19 protein-coding genes are annotated in these 23,738 nt (G+C 73.3%); 7 read left to right on the top strand and 12 right to left on the bottom strand.

Annotated elements, in window-relative coordinates; translation table 11 throughout:
- The first annotated feature begins 28 nt into the window (after positions 1-28).
- The 4 genes from ABD347_RS23665 (at position 29) to ABD347_RS23650 (ending at position 5,881) form a co-directional block, all read left to right on the top strand.
- On the top strand, positions 29-850 hold the full coding sequence (locus ABD347_RS23665) for a rhamnogalacturonan acetylesterase (RefSeq protein ID WP_344364717.1): 822 nt from the start codon (positions 29-31) through the stop codon (positions 848-850).
- A gap of 29 nt (positions 851-879) precedes the next feature.
- Positions 880-2,199, top strand: a complete 1,320-nt coding sequence (locus ABD347_RS23660) for a pectate lyase family protein (RefSeq protein WP_344364714.1) — start codon at positions 880-882, stop codon at positions 2,197-2,199.
- Between the two features lie 136 nt (positions 2,200-2,335).
- Positions 2,336-4,486, top strand: coding sequence for a cellulase family glycosylhydrolase (locus ABD347_RS23655; protein WP_344364712.1), 2,151 nt, complete (start codon positions 2,336-2,338; stop codon positions 4,484-4,486).
- A 21-nt stretch (positions 4,487-4,507) separates the two neighbouring features.
- Positions 4,508-5,881, top strand: coding sequence for a glycoside hydrolase family 6 protein (locus tag ABD347_RS23650; protein WP_344364709.1), 1,374 nt, complete (start codon positions 4,508-4,510; stop codon positions 5,879-5,881).
- A gap of 294 nt (positions 5,882-6,175) precedes the next feature.
- Here ABD347_RS23650 and ABD347_RS23645 read toward each other — a convergent pair whose 3' ends face one another.
- The 8 genes from ABD347_RS23645 to ABD347_RS23610 form a co-directional block, all read right to left on the bottom strand.
- On the bottom strand, positions 6,176-7,339 hold the full coding sequence (locus tag ABD347_RS23645; RefSeq protein WP_425575749.1) for a glycoside hydrolase family 12 protein: 1,164 nt from the start codon (positions 7,337-7,339) through the stop codon (positions 6,176-6,178).
- Between the two features lie 448 nt (positions 7,340-7,787).
- The gene (locus ABD347_RS23640) at positions 7,788-8,177 is read right to left on the bottom strand and encodes a hypothetical protein (RefSeq protein ID WP_344365025.1); all 390 of its coding nucleotides are present in this window, start codon (positions 8,175-8,177) and stop codon (positions 7,788-7,790) included.
- 121 nt (positions 8,178-8,298) lie between these two features.
- Positions 8,299-9,747 carry a peptidoglycan D,D-transpeptidase FtsI family protein gene (locus ABD347_RS23635; protein ID WP_344364707.1) on the bottom strand — a complete coding sequence of 483 codons (1,449 nt, stop codon included), beginning with the start codon at positions 9,745-9,747 and terminating at the stop codon, positions 8,299-8,301.
- A gap of 65 nt (positions 9,748-9,812) precedes the next feature.
- Positions 9,813-10,520: a response regulator transcription factor gene (locus ABD347_RS23630; RefSeq protein ID WP_425575748.1), complete on the bottom strand. Its 708-nt coding sequence runs from the start codon at positions 10,518-10,520 to the stop codon at positions 9,813-9,815.
- Entirely contained in the window at positions 10,475-11,722 is a 1,248-nt protein-coding gene (locus ABD347_RS23625; RefSeq protein WP_344364703.1) for a sensor histidine kinase, read from the bottom strand. Before ABD347_RS23625 ends, ABD347_RS23630 begins: the two co-directional genes overlap by 46 nt.
- The gene (locus tag ABD347_RS23620) at positions 11,719-12,675 is read right to left on the bottom strand and encodes a hypothetical protein (RefSeq protein ID WP_344364701.1); all 957 of its coding nucleotides are present in this window, start codon (positions 12,673-12,675) and stop codon (positions 11,719-11,721) included. Before ABD347_RS23620 ends, ABD347_RS23625 begins: the two co-directional genes overlap by 4 nt.
- A 79-nt stretch (positions 12,676-12,754) precedes the next feature.
- Positions 12,755-13,225, bottom strand: a complete 471-nt coding sequence (locus tag ABD347_RS23615; protein WP_344364699.1) for a GNAT family N-acetyltransferase — start codon at positions 13,223-13,225, stop codon at positions 12,755-12,757.
- Positions 13,225-13,995 (bottom strand): IclR family transcriptional regulator, encoded by a 771-nt coding sequence (locus tag ABD347_RS23610; RefSeq protein WP_344364697.1) that lies wholly within the window; start codon positions 13,993-13,995, stop codon positions 13,225-13,227. Before ABD347_RS23610 ends, ABD347_RS23615 begins: the two co-directional genes overlap by 1 nt.
- Positions 13,996-14,105: 110 nt before the next feature.
- On the opposite strand from ABD347_RS23610, the gene ABD347_RS23605 reads away from it, so the two are divergent.
- Entirely contained in the window at positions 14,106-15,647 is a 1,542-nt protein-coding gene (locus tag ABD347_RS23605; RefSeq protein ID WP_344364695.1) for an aldehyde dehydrogenase (NADP(+)), read from the top strand.
- 354 nt (positions 15,648-16,001) lie between these two features.
- On the opposite strand, the gene ABD347_RS23600 is transcribed toward ABD347_RS23605, so the two are convergent.
- Together ABD347_RS23600 and ABD347_RS23595 are read right to left on the bottom strand one after the other, a co-directional pair.
- Positions 16,002-17,630 carry an AbfB domain-containing protein gene (locus tag ABD347_RS23600; protein ID WP_344364692.1) on the bottom strand — a complete coding sequence of 543 codons (1,629 nt, stop codon included), beginning with the start codon at positions 17,628-17,630 and terminating at the stop codon, positions 16,002-16,004.
- A gap of 1,118 nt (positions 17,631-18,748) precedes the next feature.
- Entirely contained in the window at positions 18,749-19,294 is a 546-nt protein-coding gene (locus ABD347_RS23595) for a hypothetical protein (protein ID WP_344364690.1), read from the bottom strand.
- Between the two features lie 567 nt (positions 19,295-19,861).
- Here ABD347_RS23595 and ABD347_RS23590 point away from each other — a divergent pair.
- Positions 19,862-20,905, top strand: a complete 1,044-nt coding sequence (locus ABD347_RS23590) for an aminotransferase class V-fold PLP-dependent enzyme (protein WP_344364689.1) — start codon at positions 19,862-19,864, stop codon at positions 20,903-20,905.
- On the opposite strand, the gene ABD347_RS23585 is transcribed toward ABD347_RS23590, so the two are convergent.
- Complete coding sequence (locus ABD347_RS23585) at positions 20,857-21,471, bottom strand: MarR family winged helix-turn-helix transcriptional regulator (protein WP_344365023.1); 615 nt, start codon at positions 21,469-21,471, stop codon at positions 20,857-20,859. The genes ABD347_RS23590 and ABD347_RS23585 overlap by 49 nt on opposite strands.
- Before the next feature lie 123 nt (positions 21,472-21,594).
- Here ABD347_RS23585 and ABD347_RS23580 point away from each other — a divergent pair, with 123 nt between their 5' ends.
- Positions 21,595-22,674, top strand: a complete 1,080-nt coding sequence (locus tag ABD347_RS23580; protein ID WP_344364687.1) for an alkene reductase — start codon at positions 21,595-21,597, stop codon at positions 22,672-22,674.
- Between the two features lie 10 nt (positions 22,675-22,684).
- Here the strand turns inward: ABD347_RS23580 and ABD347_RS23575 are convergent, their stop codons facing one another.
- A complete protein-coding gene (locus tag ABD347_RS23575) occupies positions 22,685-23,728 on the bottom strand; it encodes a LacI family DNA-binding transcriptional regulator (RefSeq protein ID WP_344364684.1) in 1,044 nt (347 codons plus the stop codon).
- Positions 23,729-23,738 lie beyond the last annotated feature (10 nt).

The raw sequence follows: 23,738 nt of genomic DNA, 5'->3' as shown, positions 1-23,738 counted from the left end.
CGTTTCTCCTTCGTACGAGAGGTCCCTGATGTCCCTGAGTCGCAGACGCACCGTCGCCGTCCTCGCCGCCGCGCTCCCGCTCGTGCCCGCCGGCGCGGGCGCCGCCGCGGCGAAGCCGCGCACCCGCACGGTATGGATCGCCGGTGACTCCACCGCCGCCCAGAAGTACGCGGACGCGGCGCCCGAGACCGGGTGGGGCATGGCCCTGCCCTTCTTCCTGAGCCGCTCCCTCACCGTGGCGAACCACGCCGTGAACGGCCGGAGTTCGAAGAGCTTCATCGACGAGGGCCGCCTCGACACCGTCCTCGCCGACATCCGTCCCGGCGACTTCCTCCTCGTCCAGTTCGGGCACAACGACCAGAAGGCCGCCGATCCCGCCCGGTACACCGAGCCGTGGACGACCTACCGTGAGCATCTGCTCCGGTACGTGGCGGGGGCGCGGGCGCGGGGGGCGCGGCCCGTGCTGCTCACGCCGGTGGAGCGGCGGAGGTTCGACGCCGGGGGCGACGCCGTGCCGACGCACGGGGAGTACCCGGCCGCCATGCGGGCGCTCGCCGCCGAGGAGGGCGTGCCGCTCGTCGACGTACAGGCCGCGTCGCTCGCCGAGTGGGACAGGCTCGGGCCCGAGCCGTCGAAGGCGTACTTCAACTGGCTCGCTCCCGGCGAGTCGCCCAACCACCCGGACGGCGAGCGGGACAACACCCACTTCCGGCCGCGCGGCGCCATCGAGGTGGCGCGGCTGGTGGCGTCCGGGCTGCGCGAGCGCGGGGTGCTGGCCGCCCGGGACGTACGGCGGCTGGAGGAACCCGTACCCGACGCATGGATCACCTGGCCGTCACCGGCGGCCTGACCCACCCCACAACCACCACAGGAGCCGCAATGCGTACACGTGTCATGGGCACCACGCTCGCCGGATGCACCGCCCTCGTGCTGTCCCTCGCCCCCGCCCACGCGGCGTCCGGCCCCGGGCACCACACCCCCGCCCACGCGGGGTCCGACCTCGGGCGCCAGACCCTCGCCGCGGGCGACGGCTGGGCGTCCGAGGGCGCCGGTACGACGGGTGGTGCCGCCGCCGACGCCGCGCACACCCACACGGTCAGGACCTGGGCCGAGTTCAAGGCGGCGCTCGCGCCGGGCGACGGTGCCCCGCGGATCATCCGGGTGGTGGGCACCCTGAACGCCACCGAGGGCGGCTGCGAGGCGTTCGAGGCGGACGGCTACGACTTCGACCGGTACCTCGCCGACTACGACCCCGCCGTCTGGGGCTACGACACCCCGGTCAGTGGCCCCCAGGAGGACCTGCGCGCCGCTTCCGCGCAGGCGCAGGGACGGGCCATCAAGGCGTACGTTCCCGCCGACACGACCATCGTCGGCGTGGGCAGGGGCGCCGGGATCACGGGCGGCAGTCTGCAGATCCGGAACGTCGACAACGTCATCGTCCGCAACCTCACCGTGGAGAGCCCGCTCGACTGCTTCCCGCAGTGGGACCCCACGGACGGCGCGAAGGGCGCCTGGAACTCGGAGTACGACGCGATGGTCGTCCACGGGTCCACGCACGTGTGGATCGACCACAACACGTTCACGGACGGCCGCTTCCCCGACAGCTCGCTGCCCCGCCATTTCGGGGAGATCTACCAGCAGCACGACGGTGAGCTGGACATCGTGCGCGGCGCGAACCACGTCACCGCGTCCTGGAACGTCTTCGCCGACCACGACAAGACGCTGATGATCGGCAACAGCGACAGCGCGGCGGCGACCGACGCGGGCAAGCTGAAGGTCACCCTGCACCACAACCTCTTCACGGGCGTCGTCGAGCGCGCCCCGCGCGTCCGCTTCGGCCAGGTCGACGCGTACAACAACCACTACGTGGTGAAGAAGGACCAGGTCCCGGCGTACGGGTACAGCTTCGGCATCGGGTTCGAGTCGCGGCTGTACGCCGAGAAGAACGCCTTCACGCTGCCCGAGGGGATCGCCGCGGGGAAGATCCTGAAGAAGTGGAAGGAGGCGCCGCTCACCGCCGTAGGCAACCGCGTCAACGGTCGCCCGGTCGACCTGATCGCCGCCCACAACGCACTGAACCCGGACAACCCCCTGCGTTCCGGAGCCGGGTGGATCCCCGAGCTGCGCACCAGGGTCGACGACCCGAGGGCGGTGCCGGGGCTCGTGGGCGGGCGGGCAGGGGCCGGAAAGGTCTGCTGAGCGGGTCCCGCGCGCCGATCCTGCCGGGAAGGTTGACAGCTCCTGTGGCGCCTGGCTTCATGAACAACGCTATTGGGAGCGCTCCCACCGCCTGTACGTGCTTCTCCTTCCGGCCGAACCGACAGAAGGGCACACAGTGGGACAGTCACGAGAACGGAACCGGCCGCTGCGGCGTCTGCGGGCGCTGGCGGCCGGTGTGATCGCCGCCGGGTTGCTGGCGACCGCCGCCGCGCAGTCCGTCCCGGCGGCCGCCGCCGCCCGGCCCGCCACCCCGGGGGCGGCCGCCGTCGCCGCCTCCGGGGACGACTGGCTGCACACCGAGGGCAACAAGATCGTCGATGCGAACGGCGACGAGGTCTGGCTCACCGGCACCAACTGGTTCGGCTTCAACGCCTCCGAGCGGGTCTTCCACGGCCTGTGGTCCGGCAACATCACCCGGATCACCAAGTCCATGGCCGACCGGGGCATCAACATCGTCCGCGTACCGATCTCCACCCAGCTGCTGCTGGAATGGAAGGACGGCCGGGCCACCGTCCCGAACGTCAACGCCCACGCCAACCCGGAGATCGCCGGGAAGACCTCCCTGGAGGTCTTCGACTTCTGGCTCGCCCTGTGCAAGCGGTACGGCATCAAGGTCATGCTCGACGTGCACAGCGCCGAGGCCGACAACTCCGGCCATGTGTACCCCGTGTGGTGGAAGGGCGCCATCACGACGGAGCAGTTCTACACCGCCTGGGAATGGGTGACGGCCCGCTACCGGCACGACGACACGCTCGTCGCGATGGACGTCAAGAACGAGCCGCACGGCAAGGCGAACGAGACCCCGCGCGCCAAGTGGGACGGCTCCACCGACCAGGACAACTTCAAGCACGTCTGCGAGACCGCCGGCAAGCGCATCCTCGCCATCAACCCCGAACTGCTGGTGCTGTGCGAGGGCATCGAGGTCTACCCCAGGGCCGGAGCGGGCTGGTCCTCCACCACCCCGACCGACTACCACTCCACCTGGTGGGGCGGGAACCTGCGCGGTGTCCGGGACCACCCCGTCGACCTCGGCGCGAACAGCGACCAGCTCGTGTACTCGCCGCACGACTACGGCCCGCTCGTCTTCGCGCAGCCCTGGTTCACCGGTGACTGGAACCGGACGACCCTCGAACGGGACGTCTGGGACCCCAACTGGCTCTACCTCCACAAGGAGAACACGTCACCGCTGCTCATCGGCGAGTGGGGCGGTTTCCTCGACGGCGGCCCCAACGAGAAGTGGATGACGGCCCTGCGGGACCTGATCGTGGAGCACCGCATCCACCAGACCTTCTGGTGCCTGAACCCCAACTCCGGTGACACCGGTGGCCTGCTGCTCGGCGACTGGGAGTCGTGGGACGAGGAGAAGTACGCCCTGCTGAAGCCCGCCCTGTGGCAGCACGGCGGCAAGTTCGTCAGCCTCGACCACGAGGTCCCGCTCGGCGGCACGGGGAGTACCACGGGCATCAGCCTGCGTGAGGTGTACGGGGACGGCGGCGGCCCCGGCGACCCGGCGGACACCACCGCGCCCACCGCTCCGACCGGCCTGACCGGCACGGCGAGGACGGCCACCAGCGTCTCGCTGTCCTGGACGGCGGCGACCGACAACGTCCGGGTGACCGGCTACGACGTGTACCGGGGCGGGGTCAGGGTGAACGCGGCGCCGGTGACCGCCACCACGTACACCGACACCGGGCTCACCCCCGCCACCACGTACGGCTACGCGGTGCGTGCCCGGGACGCGGCGGGCAACACATCGGCGCCGTCCGCCGTACTGCAGGTCACCACCGGGCCGGGCGGCGGCGCGTCGGGCGCGGTGAAGGTCCGGTACAGGAACAACGACGCGTCGGCCACGGACAACGCCATCCGGCCCGGCCTCCAGGTCGTCAACACCGGCACCACCGCGCTCGACCTGAGCACCGTGTCCGCCCGCTACTACTTCACCCGCGACGGCGGCTCCCCGTCCGTGAGCGCCTGGTGCGACTACGCGGCCGTGGGCTGCGCGCAGGTGAGGCTGCGCGTCGTGCCGCTGACGGCACCGGTCGCGGGCGCGGACGCCTACCTGGAGGTGACGTTCACCGGTGGGTCGCTGGCCGCGGGGAAGGACACCGGGGACATCCAGCTGCGGATGAGCAAGTCCGACTGGTCCCCCTTCGACGAGGCGGACGACCACAGCCGTTCGGCGCCGGCCGCCTACGCCGACGCCCCGGCGATCCCCGCGTACACCGGTACCGCGCTCGCCTGGGGCGCACCACCGGCCGGAGCCTGAGCCGAGAAGGAGCCGCACTCCATGACGTACCGAAAAAACCGCCGGCGGGGCCTGGCCGCGACCCTGGCCACGGCCGCCGTCGCCGCCACGCTGCTCGGCGCGGCCGCCCCACGGCCGCCCGTCCACGTGGACAACCCCTTCGCGGGCGCGTCGTTCTACGTCAACCCCGACTACGCCCGCCTCGTCGAGGGGTCCGTCGCCCGGACCACCGACCCGGCCGTCCGGGCGAGGATGCGGGCGGTCAAGCGCCACCCGACGGCCGTGTGGCTGGACCGCATCGCCGCGATCCACGGCGGGCGCGCCAACGCGGGCCGCAAGAGCCTCGCCCACCACCTCGACCTGGCACTCGCCCGCAAGAAGCCCGGCCGGCCGGTCGTCGCGACGTTCGTCGTGTACGACCTGCCCGGCCGTGACTGCGCCGCCCAGGCGTCCAACGGCGAACTGCCGCTCACCGAAGAGGGCCTGGACCGCTACCGGACCGAGTACATCGACGCCATCGCCAAGGTTTTCGCCCGCCCCAAGTACCGCGACATCCGCATCACCACGGTCATCGAGCCCGACGGCCTGCCCAACCTGGTCACCAACCTGAGCGACCCGGAGTGCGCCCTGGCCCAGAGCAGCGGCATCCAGGTCGAGGCCGTCCGGTACGCGCTGGACAGGCTGCACGCCATCCCCAACGTCTACACCTACCTGGACTTCGCGCACTCCGGCTGGCTCGGCTGGGACTCCAACCTCACACAGACCGTGCGGCTGTACACGGACGTGGTCAAGGGGACGGCCGCGGGTCTGGCGAGTGTGGACGGACTGGTCACCAACGTCTCCAACTACACCCCGCTCGACGAGCCGTTCCTCACCGACCCGGAACGGGTGGTGGGCGACGGCCCGGTGCGGTCGAATGCGTTCTACGGGTGGAACCCGCGGTTCGACGAGGCGGACTTCACCCGGTCCGTCCACCGCGAGCTGGTGGCGCAGGGCTGGCCCGGCACCACCGGGATGGTCATCGACACCTCCCGCAACGGCTGGGGCGGCCCGGCCCGGCCCACCGCGGAGAGCACCAGCGCCTCGCTGGACACGTACGTCACCGAATCCAGGGTGGACCGCCGGGCACAGCGCGGACTGTGGTGCAACGTCGCCGGAGCCGGGCTGGGCGAACCGCCGCGCGCCGCGCCCGCCGGGTACCCGGGCTCGCACCTGGACGCGTTCCTGTGGGTCAAGCCGCCGGGTGAGTCCGACGGCTCGGGCGAGAACATCCCGAACGGGGAGGGCAAGCGGCCGGACCCCATGTGCGACCCGGCGGCCACCCCGGGCGCCCTGCCCCACGCGCCGCTGGCCGGCCACTGGTTCCATGACCAGTTCCGGATGCTCGTGACCAACGCCCACCCGCCGGTCTCCTGACCCGGCACCCGAAGCGGCCGGCCGTGCCCACGGGGGGACGGCCGGCCGTGGTGCGCCCGCCGAGGAACGGGCCGGCGCGTCACGTGCGGCCGGTGTCGTCCGTCGTCGGCCGGTGTCGGTCGATGCCGGCCGATGCCGGCCGATGTGTCGTGGGCGTGGGCGGAGTCGTGGAGCGGTCGAGGCCGCCGGTCCGCCTTTCGGCCGGTCCGCCTTTCGGTCGGTCGGCCCGTCCCGGGTGGGAACGGCCGCCCCCGCCGGTGAGGCGGTCCGCGGCGGGGGCGGCCGGGGGCGTCGTCACGCCCCCGTGCACACCGTGCCGTTGAGGGTGAACCGCGTGGGCGCGGCGAACGTGCCCTCGTAGGTGCCCTGGAACCCGAACGACTGGCTGCCACCCGGGGCGATCCGGGCGTTGGACGCCGTGTTGGTCGCCGTCACCGTGCCCGAGGCCGGGCTGAGGGTCGCGTTCCAGGCGTGGGTGACGGCCTGGCCGGCGGGCAGCGTGAAGGCGACCCGCCAGCCGTCGACAGGGGCGGAGCCGGTGTTGGCGACCGTCACGTTCGTGGTGAAGCCACCCGGCCAGACGCTGGGCGTGTGGGTGACGCGGCACGCGGTGGCGGGGGTGCCGGGGCCGCCCGGGTCGCCGGGGCCGGTGCCGGCGGTGTGGACGGCGGAGGAGAAGGAGTCCACACGCAGCCCGGCGCCGTTCTGCCAGGGCTCGAAGCCCGCCTGGACGCTGGTGACGTACCAGGACGGCTGGGCGAGGCCGCGGGCGACGGCCTGGTCGACGAAGTCCATCACGTCGAAGCTCCAGCTGCCGATCGCCGAGGGCGCCACGAAGGAGATGACGTCGTTGGCGCCATTGTTGCCGGTCCAGACCTCCCAGGACCGGCCGCCCACGGTGGCCGTGCCGGTGGGGGAGCCGATGGGCTGGATCGGGCCGACGCGGTTGAACCAGATCATGATCTCGGTGCGGTTGACGCCGTCGGTGCGGGGCGTGGGGTCGAGCCAGATGTCGTAGGAGGCGTTGTACACGGCGCCGCTGACGTACCCGTACGAGATGCTGGACGGTGCGCTGCCGATGGTGTCGATCCGCTTCGGCAGGCTGGTGCCGGGCGAGCAGTTCGTGTAGTGGCAGCCGTTGAAGACGGAGGGGTACGACTTGGGTGCCCCGTTCGTCGGCACGGAGCCGTCGGCGCGGGTGAGTTCGAAGCCGGTGGCGGTGGCGGTGACGCACTGTGTCGCGCTGGTGCCCCAGCGGTTGTTCTGGACCACGTAGCGGCCCTGGATGGTGGTGGAGCCGAACTGGTCGCAGATCGGCGTGTCGGCGTGCGCGGGCGCGGTGGACGTCATGAGGGCGGCCAGGGAGCCCAGCGTCACGAGGGCCGCTGTGGCGGCGGTGCGCAGGGAGTGCAGGCGGCGCCGCACGCGGCGTCGGCCGGGGCGGGGGAGGGTCTTCATACGGGTGCGAGTCCCTTCGGGCAGCGACGGTAGGGCGAGGTTCCGTTTGGGAGCGCTCCCAGTTTCTGCTCCGCGGTGGACTGTAGGAGCGCCTCGGGGTCGTGGCAAGAGAGGGGGGCGTATGCATTGACGTGAGCCCGTCATGTCAGCACAGTGGGGGGCGAGGGCGGGAGCGCTCCCACACCCGCCGCCCTCACCCCGGCGGCGCGGCGGCGGAGCACGCCGATCACCTCCGCCGCGCCGCCTTCCACGGCCACCCCCGAAGGGCCGCGTGGCCGGGCACCTTGCCCCCCGGCCACGCGGCCCGCAACCCGCCCAGGAGGCCCCGTACGCCCGCCGACCGCGGCACCCGCCGCATCACGGGCGGGCCGGGCAGGGTTCCCACCCCGCACCGCCGGAAACGGTCCCGCCCGGCATCCCCCGTGCGGCAGGGCGGGCCCGGGAAACGTCAGGGAGCCGCGTCCCGCCGCGACCGGTGCTCGTACCGCAGCGCCACCCCCGTCACCACCGCGCCCATCCCCTCCCACAGGGCCACGCCCAGGAAGCCCGCCGGGGCGCGGCCGGAGGCGACCGCGAGGAGGAACACCGCGCAGGTGAGGAGGCGGAAGGGCACCGTCCAGCGGAAGAAGGCCTTCCAGTCGGCCAGCGCCGCCAGCATGTAGTAGACGCCCATGTTGACCGCCGCCATCGACGAGGCGGTCAGGAACACCAGCGTGTGGTCCCCGTCCGCGCGCCGGGCGTCCGGCACGGGCGTGAAGCCCATGACCGTCAGCAGCGTGTCCGGGGCGATCAGGCCCATCGCGCCCAGTGCGGTGGCGAGCAGCCCGAAGCCCGCCATCGTCCAGCCGGACGGGGAACGGGGGCGGAAACGGAGCGGCGGCCGCACGGCAGGTCCTCCTACGCACAGGGGTACGAAGGTCCTGCATACCGTGCGGCCGTGAACGGCGCTCCACCGGGGGCTACTCCAGCGCCGCCGCCATCATCTTCCGCGCCACCGGCGCCGCCAGCCCGTTGCCGCTGACCTCCGCGCGCTCGGCGTGGGAGTCCTCGACCAGCACCGCGACCGCGACCTCCTCCCCGGTCTCCGCGTCCTTGGCGTACGAGGTGAACCAGGCGTACGGCTTCTCGCTGTTGTCCACACCGCGCTGAGCCGTACCCGTCTTGCCGCCCACCTCCGCGCCGTCGACCTTGGCGTTGGAGCCCGTGCCCTCCTCGACGACCGTGACCATCGCGCTGCGCAACTGCTCGGCGGTGGACGACGACACGACCCGCCGGGCCTTCCCGTCCTCGTACGACTCCAGGGTGTCGCCGTCCGCGTCCACGACCTTGGACACCATGTGCGGCGCCGCGAGCATCCCGTCGTTGGCGAGGGCGGCCGACACCATGGCGATCTGCAGCGGCGTGGCGGTCACGTCGAACTGTCCGATGCCCGACAGCGCCGTCTGCGCGTCGTCCATCTTCGAGGGGTAGACGCTGGCGTACGCACGCACCGGCACGTCCTGCTCCTGGTCGTTGAAGCCGAACTTCTCCGCCATCGCCCGGACCTCGTCCCGGCCCAGGTCGACGGCCATCTTGCCGAAGACGTTGTTGCAGGAGTACTGGAGCGCGACCCGGATCGAGGCGTTCTCGCAGGGCGCGGACGGGTTCTCGTTCGTCAGGTCCGTCACGGTGCCCTTCATCCGGTACGGGTTCGGGCTCCTCGTCGGCTCGTCGACCGAGCCGTACAGCCCGTTCTCCAGCGCCGCCGCCGCGACGACCAGCTTGAACGTGGAGCCCGGGGCCACCGGCTGCCGGATCGCCCGGTTCACCAGCGGCTTGTCCTCGTCCTCGGTCAGCTTCTTCCAGGCGGCGCCGTCCGTCATGCCGGCGATCGTCGAGGGGTCGAACGACGGGGTGCTGACCATGCCCAGGACGCGCCCGGTCCTCGGGTCGAGGGCGACGGCCGCTCCCTTGGTGTCGCCCAGCGCCTCGAAACCGGCCTTCTGCACGGCCGGGTCGATCGTCGTCAGCACGTCACCCGGCTCGGCGCGCTTGCCGGTGAGCGCGTCGAGCGGGTTCTTCAGCCGGGGGTCCGTGCCGTCCAGGACGTCGGAGTAGATGCCCTCCAACTGGTTCGACCCGTAGGCCTGCGAGCCGTAGCCGGTGACGGCCGCGTACAGCTCGCCGTCCGTGTAGGTGCGCTGGTAACGGAGGTCGCCTCTCTTCGTCTCCTTCGAGCCCGTGACCGGTGAACCGGCCACCACGATGTCTCCGAGCGGCTGGGCGTACCGCTCCATGGTGTTCCGCCGGTTGTGCTTGTCGTCGGCGAGCGCCTTCGCTTCGTACGCCTGCACCCAGGTCGCCCGAAGCAACAGGGCGAACACCAGCAGCAGGGAGAAGACGGCGGCTCTTCTGATTGTCTTGTTCATCCCATGAACAAGGACGAACGGGAGGAACGGGCGGGTTCCGGGCCGCGCGGTTTCTCAGGAAACGTTCATCCGCGGTGACCGGCCGGGGCGATGAAGCCCGACTCGTACGCCGCGATCACCGCCTGCGTACGGTCCCGCGTCCCCGTCTTGGCCAGCACCGCCGCGACGTGGGTCTTGGCCGTCGCCGGGCCGACGCCCATCCGCCGGGCGATCTCGGCGTTCGTCAGCCCGGTCGCCATCAGCCGCAGCACCTCCGCCTCCCGCTCGGTCAGCCGCGCCACCCAGGGCGGGGCGGCCGCCGGGCGCCGGCGCGCGTGCTCGGCCGCCAGCCCCCTCAGCGCCGCCGGGTACAGCAGCGAGTCGCTGCGGGCGACCAGCCGGACCGCGGCCACCAGGTCCTCCGCCGCCGCCCGCTTCAGCAGGAACCCGGCCGCCCCGGCGCGCAGCGCGTCGTACACGTAACTGTCGTTCTCGAACGTCGTCACCACCACGATCCGGGGCTCCGGCTCCGCCGCCGAGGCCAGGATCCGCTCGGTGGCGCGGATGCCGTCGACCCCGGGCATCCGCACGTCCATCAGGACGACGTCCGGGCGCAGCTCCCGCACCACGGACACCGCCTCGGCGCCGGTCGAGGCCTCACCGGCCACCTCCAGGTCCGGCTCGGCGTCCAGGATGACCCGCAGTGCGGTACGCACCATCCGCTCGTCGTCCGCGAGCACGATCCGGATCATCGGTCTCCTCCCCCCAGCGGCAGGCGGGCCGCCAGCCGCCATGTGCCGTCCACCGGGCGCGCCTCGGCGGTGCCGCCCAGCAGGCGTGCCCGTTCGCCGATGCCCCGCAGGCCGCGGCCGCCGCCGGGGCGGGTCACGGGGGGCCGGGCGGGCAGGGGGTTCTCCATGGTGATCTCCAATGCGTCCTCGCCCCGTACGACGGTCACCGACACCGGCTCGCCGCTCGCGTGCCGGGCCGCGTTCGCCAGGCCCTCCTGGACGATCCGGTAGGCCTCGCGGGACACCGCATCCGGCACGCCCGCCACGTCACCGCCCCGCACGACCGGCGACACATGCCGCCCGGTCGTGGCGAACAGCGCGTCCAGCGCCTCCAGGCCGGGCCCCGGCAGTTCCCCGTCGTCCTCGCCCTGCCGCAGCAGACCGAGCACGGCGTCCAGTTCGCCCACCGTGCGGCGCGTGGTCTCCTCGATGGCGGCCAGCGCCTCCCGGACGAAGTCCGGGTCCTTGTCCAGCACCTTGCGCGCCGCGCCCGCCTGGAGCGTGACGGCGCTCAGCGCGTGGCCCACCGAGTCGTGCAGCTCGCGGGCGAGCCGGTTGCGCACGGCCAGTTCGGCGGCGCGCCGCTCCGCCGCCGCCAGCCGGTCCGCGGGTGTCGGCCCCAGCAGCAGCGGCGCCTGCCGGGCCAGCAGCGCCCCCGCCCCGGCCGCCGCCACCGCGAGGGCGGCCAGCATCGCGAGCCCCGCCGGCATCCCGCCGTACACCAGCCACCGCTGGTCCAGCGACCAGAACCGCCCGATCTCCGACTCCCGCAGCGCGGCCGAGAAGGGCAGCGCCATCACCGACACCGCGAACGGCGGCAGCGCCAGCGACGCCCCGCTGACGAGCCCGCCCAGCCCCACGTGCAGGGCGACCCACCCGGCCGTGCGCGCCCTGGCCGCCCGCGACTTGGCCGGCCCGTCCGCGAACCGCTCCGGCGGGACCCCGCACAGCGTCCGCGCCACCGCCACCGACATGGGGCGGGCCGGCGGGAACAGCGCGGTCACGGCGGCGAGCGGCAGGGCGACCCCGTACGCCCCGAACTGCACCGCCAGGGAGCCGGTGAACATCCCCGGCCGGCCCACGAGGGGCGCGACGACCAGCGTGCCCAGCAACCAGTACGGCATCAACAGCGCGCCGCCCAGGATCAGATGGACCCACCGCAGCCGTGCGCGCCGCCCGAGCACCGCCGTGAACGGTGCCCTCACGCGGCGCGCCGCGTGAGGAGGACGGCCACGCAGACGCCCATCCCCACTCCCGAGATCATCTCGCCAGCGTAGGCCAGCTCCATCGCCACCGTGGGCTCGTTCGCGGGATCGCTCTGCGGCACCAGGGCGGCCAGCAGCAGCCAGCCGCCCCAGCAGCCCACCCCGGCCGAGCCCACCCAGGCGGCCGCCAGCGGCGCCTTCACGGGCAGCGAACGCCCCACACGGAACACCAGCACCAGTACGCCGACCACCGCGGCGGCCACGAAGAGCAGGCGGACCGCCTCCAGGACGTAGAAGTCGCTGCCGCGTTCCGCGATCCGCCCCGCCGACAGCCCCCACTCGGAGCCGGAGAGCCACAGCACGTGCAGCGCGGACGGCACCAGCAGCAGTACCGAGGCCGCCACGGCGGTCATCCGGACCACGGGCCGGAACAGCGCCGGGGACAGCTCACCGACCCTGCCGCGCCACGCCCGGCCCCAGCGGTCCCGCGCGTAGAGGGCGAACAGCGTGCCGAGCGCGAGCCCCTGGACGATGAAGCCGCCGTAGACGACGGTGAAGACCCACTCTTCGAGGAACGGCTCCGACGGGGCCGAGTGCCCGGCCGCCATCTGGGCCGGGTAGCCCACCATGATCGGCGCCAGCAGGCCGGTCGCCACCCACATGGGGAACGCCGGCAGCCAGGCCTTCACCGCCGTCCCCCAGCGCTGTGTGAAGAGCAGGGCCAGGACGATGACGGCCGCGTCCATCAGCACGGTCACCAGGTTGACGGCGGCCATCAGGTCCGGGTTGTCGAGCAGCGCGCTGCCGTCGGGGATGCCCACGCGACTGCCTGCCACCCAGGCGATCTTGAAGGTGAGGTAGGGGACGCAGGAGGCGATGGCGAGGGCGCGCAGCACCCGGCGCGCGGGGCCGGGCCGGGCCGTCCGGGTGAGGGCGGGCGAGGTCGTTGTCATGCCCCTACGCTCGCCGTCCGCGCGGGGCCCGCGCGTCCTGCCCGACGGTGAACCGCCTCCGCCGTGCGGCGGAGGACACTCAGCCGCCGAGGAGGAGGACCACCTCGTCGGTCTCCTCGCCCCGCGCGTGCGCGAATCCCCGGTCGTGGCCGACGACGGTGAAGCCGCACTTCTCCAGCACCCGGATCGAGCCCTTGTTGTCGGCCGCCACGCGGGCGTGCAGCGGCCGCGCGGTCACCAGGGCGAGCAGCGCGCGGAGGGCCGCGGTGGCGATGCCGCGACCCCAGTGGGTGCGGCCGATGACATACGTCACCTCCCGCCCGTCCGGCGGCCCGTACACGGCGGTGTGCCCGACGACCTCCCCGTCGGCGAGCACCGTGCGGACGACGGCGTCGGAGGCGAGGATCCGGGCCCAGTGCGCTTCGAACCAGGCCCGGTCCGTGGGGTCTTCGCAGGTGAAGGCGGCGACCCGGTTGGACTCGGGGTCGCTCATGTGCGAGAAGAAGACCGGCAGGTCACTCTCGCGCACCTCCCGGAGGGTGACGTCCATCAGAGCCTCCGGGTCGCCAGGGTCAGCCGGTCCCGGGCGTCGAACAGCGTGTCCCTGATCATCTGCTCGTGCGCCGGGGTGAGCCGCGCGACCGGTACCGAGCAGCTGATGGCGTCCCGCGCCGGTGTGCGGTACGGGATCGCGATGCCGAAGCAGCGCAGGCCCAGGGTGTTCTCCTCGCGGTCCACGGCATACCCCTGCTCGCGGACGGCGTGGAGCTCCTCGATGAGCTTCTCGCGGTCGGTGATGGTGTGTTCGGTGAGCGCCGGGAGGGTCTCCGGGAGCAGCTTGCGGACCTGTTCGTCGCTGTGCGTGGCGAGCAGCGCCTTGCCGAGCGAGGTGGAGTGGGCCGGCAGCCGGCGACCGACGCGGGTGAACGGCCGCAGGTAGTGCTGCGACTGGCGGGTGGCGAGGTAGACGACATTGGTGCCGTCCAGCCGGGCCAGGTGGATGGTCTCGGTGGTGTCGTCGGAGAGCCGGTCCAGGGTGGGGCGGGCGGCCGCGACGACCTCGTCGCCGTCGATGTACGACGTGCCCACCAGCAGGGCGCGTACGCCGATGCCGTACCGCGTGCCCGTCGCGTCGGTCTCCACCCAGCCGAGCTCCACCAGGGTGCGGAGCAGCATGTACAGGCTGGACTTGGGGTACCCGACGGCTTCCTGGACGGCGGCCAGGGAGTGCATGCCGGGGCTGCCCGCGAAGTACTCGAGCAGTTCCACCGTGCGGACGGCGGATTTGACCTGCGCTCCGCCGGAATCGGTAGCTGACATTCGACTGGCCCCTCTTGTGGTCACGCCGCGCCCGTTAATAGAGTCCCATTCATCATCTGGAACGCTGTTCAGAATACCGAACAACCATGGTGGGCTGGAAGGACGTAGTGGTGTCAGCAGTACAAGTCTGGAGTGTGGACCCCCGAACCGGGAAGCGGCGTGAACAGGTCGCCGTCGAAGCCACGGCGGAGGACATCGACCGAGCCGTACGCGCGGCGCACTCCGCCCGCGGTGCCCTCGCCGACCGGACGGTGCGCGCCGCGGTCCTGCGCACCGCCGCCGATCTGCTCGAAGAGGCCGAGGACCGGCTGGTGGCGGTGGCCGACGCCGAGACCGCCCTCGGCTCCGCCCGCCTGACCGGTGAACTGGCCCGCACCTGCTTCCAGCTGCGCGCCTTCGCCGGCATCGTCGACGAGGGCGACTTCCTCGGCGTGATCATCGACCACCCCGACGACACCGCCACCCCGCCCATCCCGGACCTGCGCCGCTACAAGGTGCCGCTCGGTGTCGTCGCCGTCTACTCGGCCTCCAACTTCCCCTTCGCCTTCTCCGTGCCCGGCGGCGACACCGCGAGCGCGCTCGCCGCCGGCTGCCCCGTCGTCGTCAAGGCGCACCCCGACCACCCGGCCACCTCCGAGCTGGTCGCCGCCCTCCTCGGCCAGGCCGCCGCCCAGCACGGCGTTCCGCAGGCCGTGGTCGGTCTGGTCCACGGCTTCGACGCGGGCGTCGAGCTGGTCCGGCACCCGCTGATCGCGGCCGCCGGGTTCACCGGCTCGGTACGCGGCGGGCGGGCGCTCTTCGACGCGGCGGCCGCCCGCCCCGTACCCATTCCCTTCCACGGTGAACTCGGCTCCCTCAACCCGGTGGTGGTCACCGAGGCGGCCGCCGCCGAGCGCGCCGAGCAGATCGGGACCGGCCTCGCCGGGTCCATGACGCTCGGAGTGGGCCAGTTCTGCGTCAAGCCCGGACTGGTGCTGGCGCCGGCCGGCGCGGGCGGCGACGAACTGATCGCCTCCCTCGCCGGCGCGGTCAAGGGCGCCGGCGAGGGGGTGCTCCTCGACCACCGGATGCGGGACAACTTCGTCGCGGGCGTCACCGACCGCGCCGCGCTCCCGGACGTCGAGGCCCCCGTCGCCCCCGGCGCCGGTGACGAGCACACCGTCAGCCCCGGCTTCCTGACCGTGCCGGCCGCCAAGCTGGCCGAGGAGGGCGCGCACGACGTGCTGCTGGAGGAGTGCTTCGGCCCCGTGACCGTGGTCGCCCGGTACGACAGCGAGGACGAGGTCACCGCCGTCCTGTCCCGGCTGCCGGGCAACCTCACGGCGACCGTCCACCTCTCCTCGGAGGAGGCGTCCGGCGGGGGCCGCGGCGCCGACATCCTCGCCGAACTCACCCCGCTCGCCGGGCGTGTCCTCGTCAACGGCTGGCCCACCGGTGTCGCCGTCGCCCCCGCCCAGCACCACGGCGGCCCCTACCCGGCCACCACCTCCACCTCCACCTCCGTCGGCGGCACCGCGGTGGAACGCTGGCTCCGCCCCGTCACCTACCAGTCGACCCCCGAGGCGCTGCTCCCGCCGGAGCTGCGCGACGACAACCCGCTGGGCCTCCCGCGCCGCGTCGACGGGCGGATGGAGCACCCGTCCAGCACCTGATCACCCCCGGGCCGCCGGCGGGCCAGCCCCCGCCGGCGGCCCGGACCGGTGAGCCCTCCGCCCCCGTCGGCGGCCCGCTCCACGCCCGGCGCGGTCGCCGCCGCGGGCGCCCCGGCGTGCCGACAGGGGTGGATCCCGAAGCCATGGCGGTGGGGTCCCGCCCCCGTACGGGCCGCACCGGGTTCCCGCCTCCGGACGGGCCGCCCGGTGGACGGCCCGCTCCGGTGACCGTGCCCGGCGGGACCGGCCTGGCGGGGCGCGCCGGGCCGGTCGGGCCGGCCGCCGTCACGCAGGGTGCGCACACCGTCCGCCGTTGTCCCGGGCGGCTCACGTTCGCGTCGCTGCGGTGTCCCGTCAGGGCGCCAGCGGAGTGGAGATACGCCAGCCCGCGACGCGGACCTTCTTGGCCTCGCCCTCGACGCCACCGGGCAGGGGGAACGTGTAGGTGGAGCGGGCGTAGACGTCCTTCGTCGTGGGCGCGAGCCACTTCGTACCCGTCGTGGTCTCCTGCGTGAACGACACGCCGCCCCACCTGTCGGGGGTCAGCGGGGTCTTGCGGCTGCACCACGTGGCACTCTTCCGGAACGCGGAGCTGCGGTCGTCCGCGGCGATCTCCACCCGCAGAGCGTTCTGCTCGACCTTGCCGCTGCGGAGGTAGTAGCCGGGCTTGCGCACGGACTCGAAGGAGTAACAGCCCGGCTGGCCGGCGAGGGAGGGGACGACGACCCAGGTGGCGTCCTCACGGTCGGCCTGGGCGCTGGTGGACTTGATCGAGTCGTCGAGCAGCACCTTCCCGCGGTCGGCGCCGGACTGGCGCGCGTACTCGCCGCCTCCCCACGCCCTCAGGGACTGACGCTTGAGCCGGTACTGGGTGTCCGCCTTGAGGAACCGCGCGACGTCCTCGTCGCTGCCGGCCAGTGCCTTCTTGGCCGCGGTGACGAGGCCGGGGTTGACTCCGCCGTTCTCCGCGGCGGCCTGGATCTGCAGGGCGAGCTTGCGGTCCGCCTCCGCGAGCTTCTTGCGCCGGTTGTCGTCGTCCCGCTTGTACGCGGCTCCGGCGCCGGTGTGGATGTACGCCTTCCACACCGCCGGGTCGGAGCTGAGAGTGGCGCGCTGCCCCTCGGCGTACAGCTCGGTGCCGTGCAGATCGGCGGCGGCCAGGCGCAGCAGCTCGCGGATGAAGTTGTCGTCGGTGAGGGTCAGCATGGCCTCGGAAGGCGTGATGCGGAACAGGGCGGCGGCACCGTTGCGGGCGGCCAGCTCCTTGCGGCGCTCGGCCTCCTTGCGGTCCTTCTCCGCCAGGTCCTCCAACTCCTTGGCCACGTCCCGCTTATGGGCCTCGCGGGCACCGTTGACGATGAACTCCTGCCAGTCCGCCGCCTCCCCGACCAGCGCCTTCATGGCCGCGGCCCGCACCTCCGGACCGGACGCCTCGTGCCTGGCGACGGCCCGGACGAAGTTGTCGTCGCTCAGAGCCAGCAGCTCCGGAGTGCTGGGGATGCCGATGGTGAGCAGGACCTGCGACTTGGCCAGCCGGGCCGCCCGTTCGGCCTCCGCCTTCTCCCGCTCGCGCTGCTGGTCGAGCTTGTACGCCTCGTGGACGCCGGCCACGATGAACCGCACGTGGTCATCGGCGACCGTGCTCGCCATCGCCTGCTCGGCGGAGGTGCGCACCGCGTCCAGCTTCTCGCCCGCGTCGCTGGCCTTCTGCCACAGGGCGTGGATGAAGTCGTAGTCGCTGAGCAGGAGAACGTCGGCGGTCGGGTCGAGGCGGACCACCGCAGCGGCCTCGACGCGCTGGATGTCGGTCGTCCCGATGCCCGCCGTGCCGGCCGCGACTCCCAGGGGCCCGGCCCCGGAGGCGGTGTCGGCGACCGCGCCCGGCGCCACGGCGCCGGTGACGGCCGCGAGGGCGGTGGCGGTCACGAGCCCGCGCGTCGCGATCCGCCGCATCCGTGCGGAAGTGATGTGCTTGGTGTTCATGCTGATGTCAAAACCCCTCTGCCGTCGTGAACCGACGACATGCGTCATGAGAAAGAGCGGGTAACGAGAGCTGGTCGGCAGACGCCACCGCTCTCAGCGCGGCCTGAAACCCCGGCGTCCAGCGCTCGGCCGGAGGGCGTCGCACCGGTCCCGGACGTCTGCGGCGTTCTCCGGCCGGCACGTTGGCGAAGTCGCCGGGTCGCGAGGCACGGACCGATCGCGGTGCGCCGCGCACAACTCCCGGCGGGACTGCCGCCCGGCAGGAACCGGACGGTGCGGGCGGATACCGCTGGGTCGCCGCAGTGATGGCACCTGGTCGTGATGCCTGCGCGGCGCCCGCGGAGCGGCGGCGCACCGGTGAATCCGGATCGAACGCGGGACGCGCGGGACGTGACCGGTCGGTCGAGTGCGGCTAACAGCCGGTGCGGACACCCGCTTGAGCGACGATGCCACCCCGCCGCCCACCGGGCGACTCGGCACAGTGATCGGCCGTCGCGCAGCGCGCGCACACGGACTTACGGCTCATGGTTCCCCCCGAATTGCGAACGTACTGTGGGGCGCGCACGGTCCTGCGAAGTGCGGTCGACACCTCGCTGGTCCCCTCCGGCATGTGCCCCGGTCAAGCTGGTCACCGCACCGTATCCGGCGCCCGCCGGAGTGTGCAATGAGCGATTTTCCGCCATTCCCACGGCCACTGCCCCCGTCGGCGCGGCCAGCCGGTATGCGCGACCGCGCGGCGCACGAGGGGGAGGACCGCGGTCCCCCCGGCCCCCTCCCCGTATGCGGCACGCCGTTCCTCCCCGCACTCCCGTGACCTGGGACCGGTCCGGCGACGGGACCGGTGGCCGTCGTAGTCGCCCCTCCCCGGCCGGCGGCCCCGCTGCCGTCGGCCGGGCCACGGGATCCGGCCGGTCGCTTGCCGCGCGGGACCGCCGCGCCGGCCGCCGAGGTGGCGGTGCGTGTGCATGCGGGGCAGGGGAATGGCCGGTTCTGGCTGATGGGGCAGCCGACCGGGCCCGAGCAGCGAGGAAGCCCTGCTCGGCTTCTGCCCGCGAGGCATCCGCCGGCCGGGTCGACGAGCCCCGGTGAACCTTCCGGGCCCCGCGTGCCCGCCGCGGTCAGGAATCGGTCGCCGGGGCTCCGGGCGCGCCGCCGGCCGTGTGCCGGGGCCGGGCGGCCGCCGTCGCCGTCTCGTCGTCGCCCAACTCGCACAAGGCGAGTGCGGCCGCGTGCTGCTCGAAGGTGAACCCGAAGGGCCTGACGCCCTCCTGCTCGTACCCGAGCCACATACCGCGCTGGCCCTCGGCGTGGCCCCGCAGGATCCGCCGGGCCTCCTGCGGGGTGACATCGAGCGCGAAGGCCACCTGCCGCCAGGTCGCGCCCAGTTCCAAGGCCTCCTGGACGCGGTTCCCGCGCCCGCACTCCACATCCCGGCGGATGGACTCCCGCAGCGCGAGCACGGCCAAGGCGTCGTCGGCGTCGCCGCGCCCGACCTCGTCAGGGCGACGGGCGGGCATCCGACGGGCGGGCATCCGGTTGCGGAACAGCCGGTCCTCGTGGTGGCTCACCTTCTCGATCTGCCAGGACAGCGGCGTGGCGGCGGGCACGTCGTCGGGACAGTGGACCTCCAGGCGTGTCCAGTCGCCGTGCCGGTCGGTCGTCATCGAGGTCCTCCTGGACTTGGGTGGGCGGTCGGGCGGGGCGTGCGGTCGGAACGGCCGGCCGGCCGGCCGGACCGGCACCGGCGTACGACCGCGGCCGGCGTCGGCGCCGGGTTTCCCGTTCCAGCCGTCTACCCACGGGAACGGACGGCGACCTGCTCATGAACGAGCACGACTTCGCCGGCCCCCTCCCGCGTCCCACTGGACGACGCCATACTGGACGAATACCCGCCGTTCGGGCAATTGGCCGGTCTTCTGGACGGGGGTGCGGCGGATGGCCGGCCACGGACCCAGCCGACGTCGACTCCGTGGCCCGGCGACGATCGCTCCGGTCGCCATGACAAGTGTTCCCAATGCGGCAGTGGGCAGTGCGGCAGTGGACTGCCCGCGTTCCACGCGTACATCTCCTCTCCCGACGCGGTGTTCCCAGTCCCGGCAAGCAGGGTTTCCCGTCGTGATGAGGGGCGTTCCTCCACCCGCGGGCCCAGTCCCGCCCAGGCCTGCGGGGTGTGAGCCACGCGTCGGGGGAACGTGATTGACCCGGCGCCGCGCCCGGCGCAGGGTAGGGGGATGGAAACCCCTCTCGGTGGCGATGAGTTCGCGCCCGCGCAGACGTACCTCGACACCTCTCGCTGCGGGCTGCTGCCCCGCAGGACCGTAGCGGCTGTGACCGCGCTGGCGGAGGCGCTGGCCGCCGGGACGGCGGGCGGGTCCGGGAGTTTCGAGGCCGTGGACGGCGCGCGGCGCGGGTTCGCGCGGGTGGCGGGAGTGGGCGCCGACCGGGTCGCCGTGGGCAGCTCGGTCGCCGTCCATGTGGGCCTGATAGCGAGCTCCCTGCCGCCCGGGGCGGAAGTCCTCTTCGTGGAGGGGGACTTCGGTTCGCTGATCACGCCGTTCACGGCGCGGGGCGACCTCAAGGCGCGGTTCGTGCCGCTGGAGGACCTGGCGGACGCGGTACGCCCCGGGACGGCGCTGGTCGCCTTCTCGTCCGTCCAGTCGGCGGACGGGCGCGTGGCCGACATGGCCGCGGTACGCGAGGCGGCGGCCGCGCACGGGGCCCGTACGCTCGTCGACGCGACCCAGTCGGCGGGGTGGCTGCCGCTGGAGGCGGGGGCGTACGACTACACGGTGACGGGCGGGTTCAAGTTCCTGATGTGCCCGCGGGGCGCGTCGTTCCTCACCGTGACCGAGGAGGCGCAGGAGTCGCTGGTGCCCATCCACGCGGGCTGGTTCGCGGCGGCGGACCTGGACGACCCCTATGGCCCGGCCGCCCGGCTCGCGGCCACGGCCCGCCGGTTCGACGAGCCGCCCGCCTTCCTCTCGTACCACGGCGCCGAGCAGTCTCTGGCGCTGCTCGGCGAGATCGGGGTGGACGCCGTGCACGCCCATGCCACCGGCCTCGCCGCCCGGTTCCGGGAAGGCCTGACCGGCCTCGGCCACCGTCCGGTGCCCGGGGCTTCGGCCGTCGTCGCGGTCCCCGGCCTGGGGGCGCGGCGGCAGGAGCTGGCGGAGGCGGGCGTCGTCGTCTCCGCCCGCGCCGGCAACCTCCGGGCCGCCTTCCACCTCTACAACTCGGCCGCCGACGTGGACCGGGCGCTGGACGCGCTGTCCTGAGCCGCATCCGCCGCGCTGTCCTGAGCCGTACCCGCCGCGCCGTCCTGAGCGGCCGGCGCCCCGGGGCAGTCCTGCGCCTCCTTGCACAGGTTCGCCTCGACCTTCCCCAGGAGCCGCGCCAGCTCGGCGCGCTCGTGCGCGTCGAGCCCGGCGAGGGTCTGCTCCTCCAGCCTGCTCCAGGCTCCGGTCACCTGTGTGTGCAGTGAGCAGCTGGCGGTGGTCGCCTCCACCAGGACGGCCCGCCGGTCGGCGGGGTCGGGGGAGCGGCGTACGTGACCGGTCTGTTCCAGGCGCTGGAGCATCTTGGTGACCGTGGACGGGTCGAGGTCCAGAACCTTGATCAGCTCGGACTGCCGCACCGGGCCCGCGTCCCAGAGGTGCATCATCACGAACTCCTGGCCGGGGTAGATTCCGGCTTCCTTGAGGAACCTGCCCGCGGCGATGCGGTGCAGCCGGGCCACCCGTGACAGCGCGTGGCTGAGGGGGCCGCAGCGCGCGGCGGAGGGCGGCGCTTCGGTGCGGGCGGCGCGCTCGGCGCTTTCCTCGGGGTGGTGCGGCCCGGGCATCGGGGTCTCCTCGCGGAACTGTCGGTCGGCTGCCACCGATTTTACCTTGGTCGGCCAATGAATGCGCTACAGTGGCGTCGGACCATATACTTGGCCGACCACATATTCGTCTGGGAGACCCCGATGACCGTTGCCTTCGACCCCGTCGACCTGTCCGGCACCCGGCTCGCCAACCGCATCGCCATGGCCCCGATGACCCGGAGCCGCGCCGGAGCGGGACGGGTACCGACCGGCCTCACCGCCGAGTACTACGCCCAGCGCGCCTCGGCCGGACTGATCATCACCGAGGGCATCCAGCCCTCACCGGTCGGCCAGGGCTACCCCGACACCCCGGGGCTGCACAGCGAGGAGCAGACCGCCGCCTGGCGCGAGGTCACCGACGCCGTGCACGCCGCCGGCGGCCGGATCTTCGCCCAGCTCATGCACTCCGGCCGCATCGGCCATCCGGACCTGCTCGCCGACCAGCCCGGCGGCCTCCACCCCGTCGCCCCGTCCGCCGTGGCGGCCAGGGGACAGGTCTACACCGCCGAGGGCCCCAAGGACTTCGTCACCCCGCGCGAGCTCACCGACGCCGAGGTACGGGAGACGATCGCGGACTTCGTGACCGCCGCCCGCAACGCCGTGACCGCCGGTTTCGACGGCGTCGAACTGCACGGCGCCAACGGCTACCTCATCCACCAGTTCCTGGCCCCCGGCACCAACCGCCGCACCGACGCCTGGGGCGGCTCGGTCGAAGGCCGCGTCCGCTTCGCCGCCGAGGTCGTCAGGGCGGTCGCCGCCGAGATCGGGCCGGAGCGCACCGGTCTGCGGATCTCGCCCGGGAACCCGTTCAACGACATCGAGGAGCCCGAGCCCGAGGAGACGTACACCGCGCTCGTCACGGCCCTCGAACCGCTCGGGATCGCCTACCTCCACGTCCTGGAGAGCGGCCCGGCCTCCCGCGGGATCACCCTGGGCCTGCGCAAGCGGTTCTCCGGCACCCTCGTGCTCAACCCCGCCACCGAGGGCCCGACCGGCGCCGAGGCCCTGGCGCTGATCGAGGACGGCACGGCCGACCTCGTGGCGTTCGGCGCCCTGTTCCTCGCCAACCCCGACCTGCCGGCCCGGCTGAAGGCCAACGGCCCGTACAACACCCCCGACACCGCCACGTTCTACGGTGGTGACCACCGCGGGTACACGGACTACCCCGCTCTGGCCGTCTGAGCCCCGTGGGTCACGCCGACTCCCGGCGTACCAGCTCGGTGGGGAGGATGACCCCGGCGGCCTCCTCCCCACCGATGCGGGCCAGCAGCATCCGCACCATCTCGGCGCTGATCCGGTCCCACGGCTGGCGGATCGTGGTGAGCGGCGGCCGGGACGCCACCGCGGCCGGCGAGTCGTCGAAGCCGCCCACCGCCACGTCCTCCGGCACCCGCCGCCCGGCCCGCGCCAGCGTGTCGAGCACGCCCTGCGCCATCAGGTCCGACGCCACGAACACCGCGTCCACGTCCGGCGCCCGCTCCAGCAGCAGCCCCGCCGCCGCCTCTCCGCTCGCCCGGCTGTAGTCGCCCGGCACGATCAGCGACTCGTCGGCCGGCAGCCCGCACTCGGCCAGCGTCTCCCGGTACCCCGCCAGGCGCTCGACCCCGCCCGGGGTGTCCGGCGGGCCGGTCACCGTGGCGATACGGCGGCGTCCCGACGCGTACAGGTACCGCACCATCTCCCGCGCGCCGTCCCGGTCGTCGGCCGCGACGTAACCGACCTTCGCCGTCTGGCCCAGCGGTTTGCCGCACGCAACCAGCGGGACGCCCGCCCGGCGCAGCTGCGTCACCACCGGGTCGCCGGAGTGGCTGGACACCAGCAGCACCCCGTCCACATGGCCCGCCTCGATGTAGCGCAGGTTGCGCCGCCGTTCGTCGGCCGTACCGGCGATCATCAGCAGCAGCGGGATGTCCCGGTCGGCCAGCGCCTGGGTGCAGCCCCGCAGCAGCACGTTGAAGTTGGGGTCCTCGAAGAACCGCTCCTGCGGCTCGGTGAGCAGGAACGCCACCGAGTCCGACCTGCCGGTGATCAGCGAGCGGGCGTGCCGGTTCACGACGTAACCCGTCTTGCGGATCGCCGCGTTGACGGCGTCCTGGGCGGCGGGGCTGACGTAGTGCCCGCCGTTGAGGACCCGGGAGACGGTGCCGCGGGAGACCCCGGCCTCGCGGGCCACGTCGTGGATGGTCGGCGGCCGGCGACGGCCTTCCGCGCTGCGGCTCGTGCTGCTGCGGCTCATGGCTGGTGTT

This window comes from Streptomyces gobitricini (assembly GCF_039532985.1).
Classification (GTDB): Bacteria; Actinomycetota; Actinomycetes; order Streptomycetales; family Streptomycetaceae; genus Streptomyces; species Streptomyces gobitricini.
This window is presented reverse-complemented; position numbering and strand designations above follow the sequence as displayed.

Excerpts from the sequence above, each read along its gene's own strand:
- ABD347_RS23665 (WP_344364717.1), top strand. The coding sequence starts at position 29 with ATGTCCCTGAGTCGCAGACGCACCGTCGCCGTCCTCGCCGCCGCGCTC.
- ABD347_RS23660 (WP_344364714.1), top strand. The coding sequence starts at position 880 with ATGCGTACACGTGTCATGGGCACCACGCTCGCCGGATGCACCGCCCTC.
- ABD347_RS23650 (WP_344364709.1), top strand. The coding sequence starts at position 4,508 with ATGACGTACCGAAAAAACCGCCGGCGGGGCCTGGCCGCGACCCTGGCC.
- ABD347_RS23645 (WP_425575749.1), bottom strand. The coding sequence starts at position 7,339 with ATGAAGACCCTCCCCCGCCCCGGCCGACGCCGCGTGCGGCGCCGCCTG.
- ABD347_RS23640 (WP_344365025.1), bottom strand. The coding sequence starts at position 8,177 with ATGGCGGGCTTCGGGCTGCTCGCCACCGCACTGGGCGCGATGGGCCTG.
- ABD347_RS23635 (WP_344364707.1), bottom strand. The coding sequence starts at position 9,747 with ATGAACAAGACAATCAGAAGAGCCGCCGTCTTCTCCCTGCTGCTGGTG.
- ABD347_RS23630 (WP_425575748.1), bottom strand. The coding sequence starts at position 10,520 with ATGGCGGCTGGCGGCCCGCCTGCCGCTGGGGGGAGGAGACCGATGATC.
- ABD347_RS23620 (WP_344364701.1), bottom strand. The coding sequence starts at position 12,675 with ATGACAACGACCTCGCCCGCCCTCACCCGGACGGCCCGGCCCGGCCCC.
- ABD347_RS23615 (WP_344364699.1), bottom strand. The coding sequence starts at position 13,225 with ATGGACGTCACCCTCCGGGAGGTGCGCGAGAGTGACCTGCCGGTCTTC.
- ABD347_RS23610 (WP_344364697.1), bottom strand. The coding sequence starts at position 13,995 with ATGTCAGCTACCGATTCCGGCGGAGCGCAGGTCAAATCCGCCGTCCGC.
- ABD347_RS23600 (WP_344364692.1), bottom strand. The coding sequence starts at position 17,630 with ATGAACACCAAGCACATCACTTCCGCACGGATGCGGCGGATCGCGACG.
- ABD347_RS23595 (WP_344364690.1), bottom strand. The coding sequence starts at position 19,294 with ATGACGACCGACCGGCACGGCGACTGGACACGCCTGGAGGTCCACTGT.
- ABD347_RS23590 (WP_344364689.1), top strand. The coding sequence starts at position 19,862 with ATGGAAACCCCTCTCGGTGGCGATGAGTTCGCGCCCGCGCAGACGTAC.
- ABD347_RS23585 (WP_344365023.1), bottom strand. The coding sequence starts at position 21,471 with ATGCCCGGGCCGCACCACCCCGAGGAAAGCGCCGAGCGCGCCGCCCGC.
- ABD347_RS23580 (WP_344364687.1), top strand. The coding sequence starts at position 21,595 with ATGACCGTTGCCTTCGACCCCGTCGACCTGTCCGGCACCCGGCTCGCC.
- ABD347_RS23575 (WP_344364684.1), bottom strand. The coding sequence starts at position 23,728 with ATGAGCCGCAGCAGCACGAGCCGCAGCGCGGAAGGCCGTCGCCGGCCG.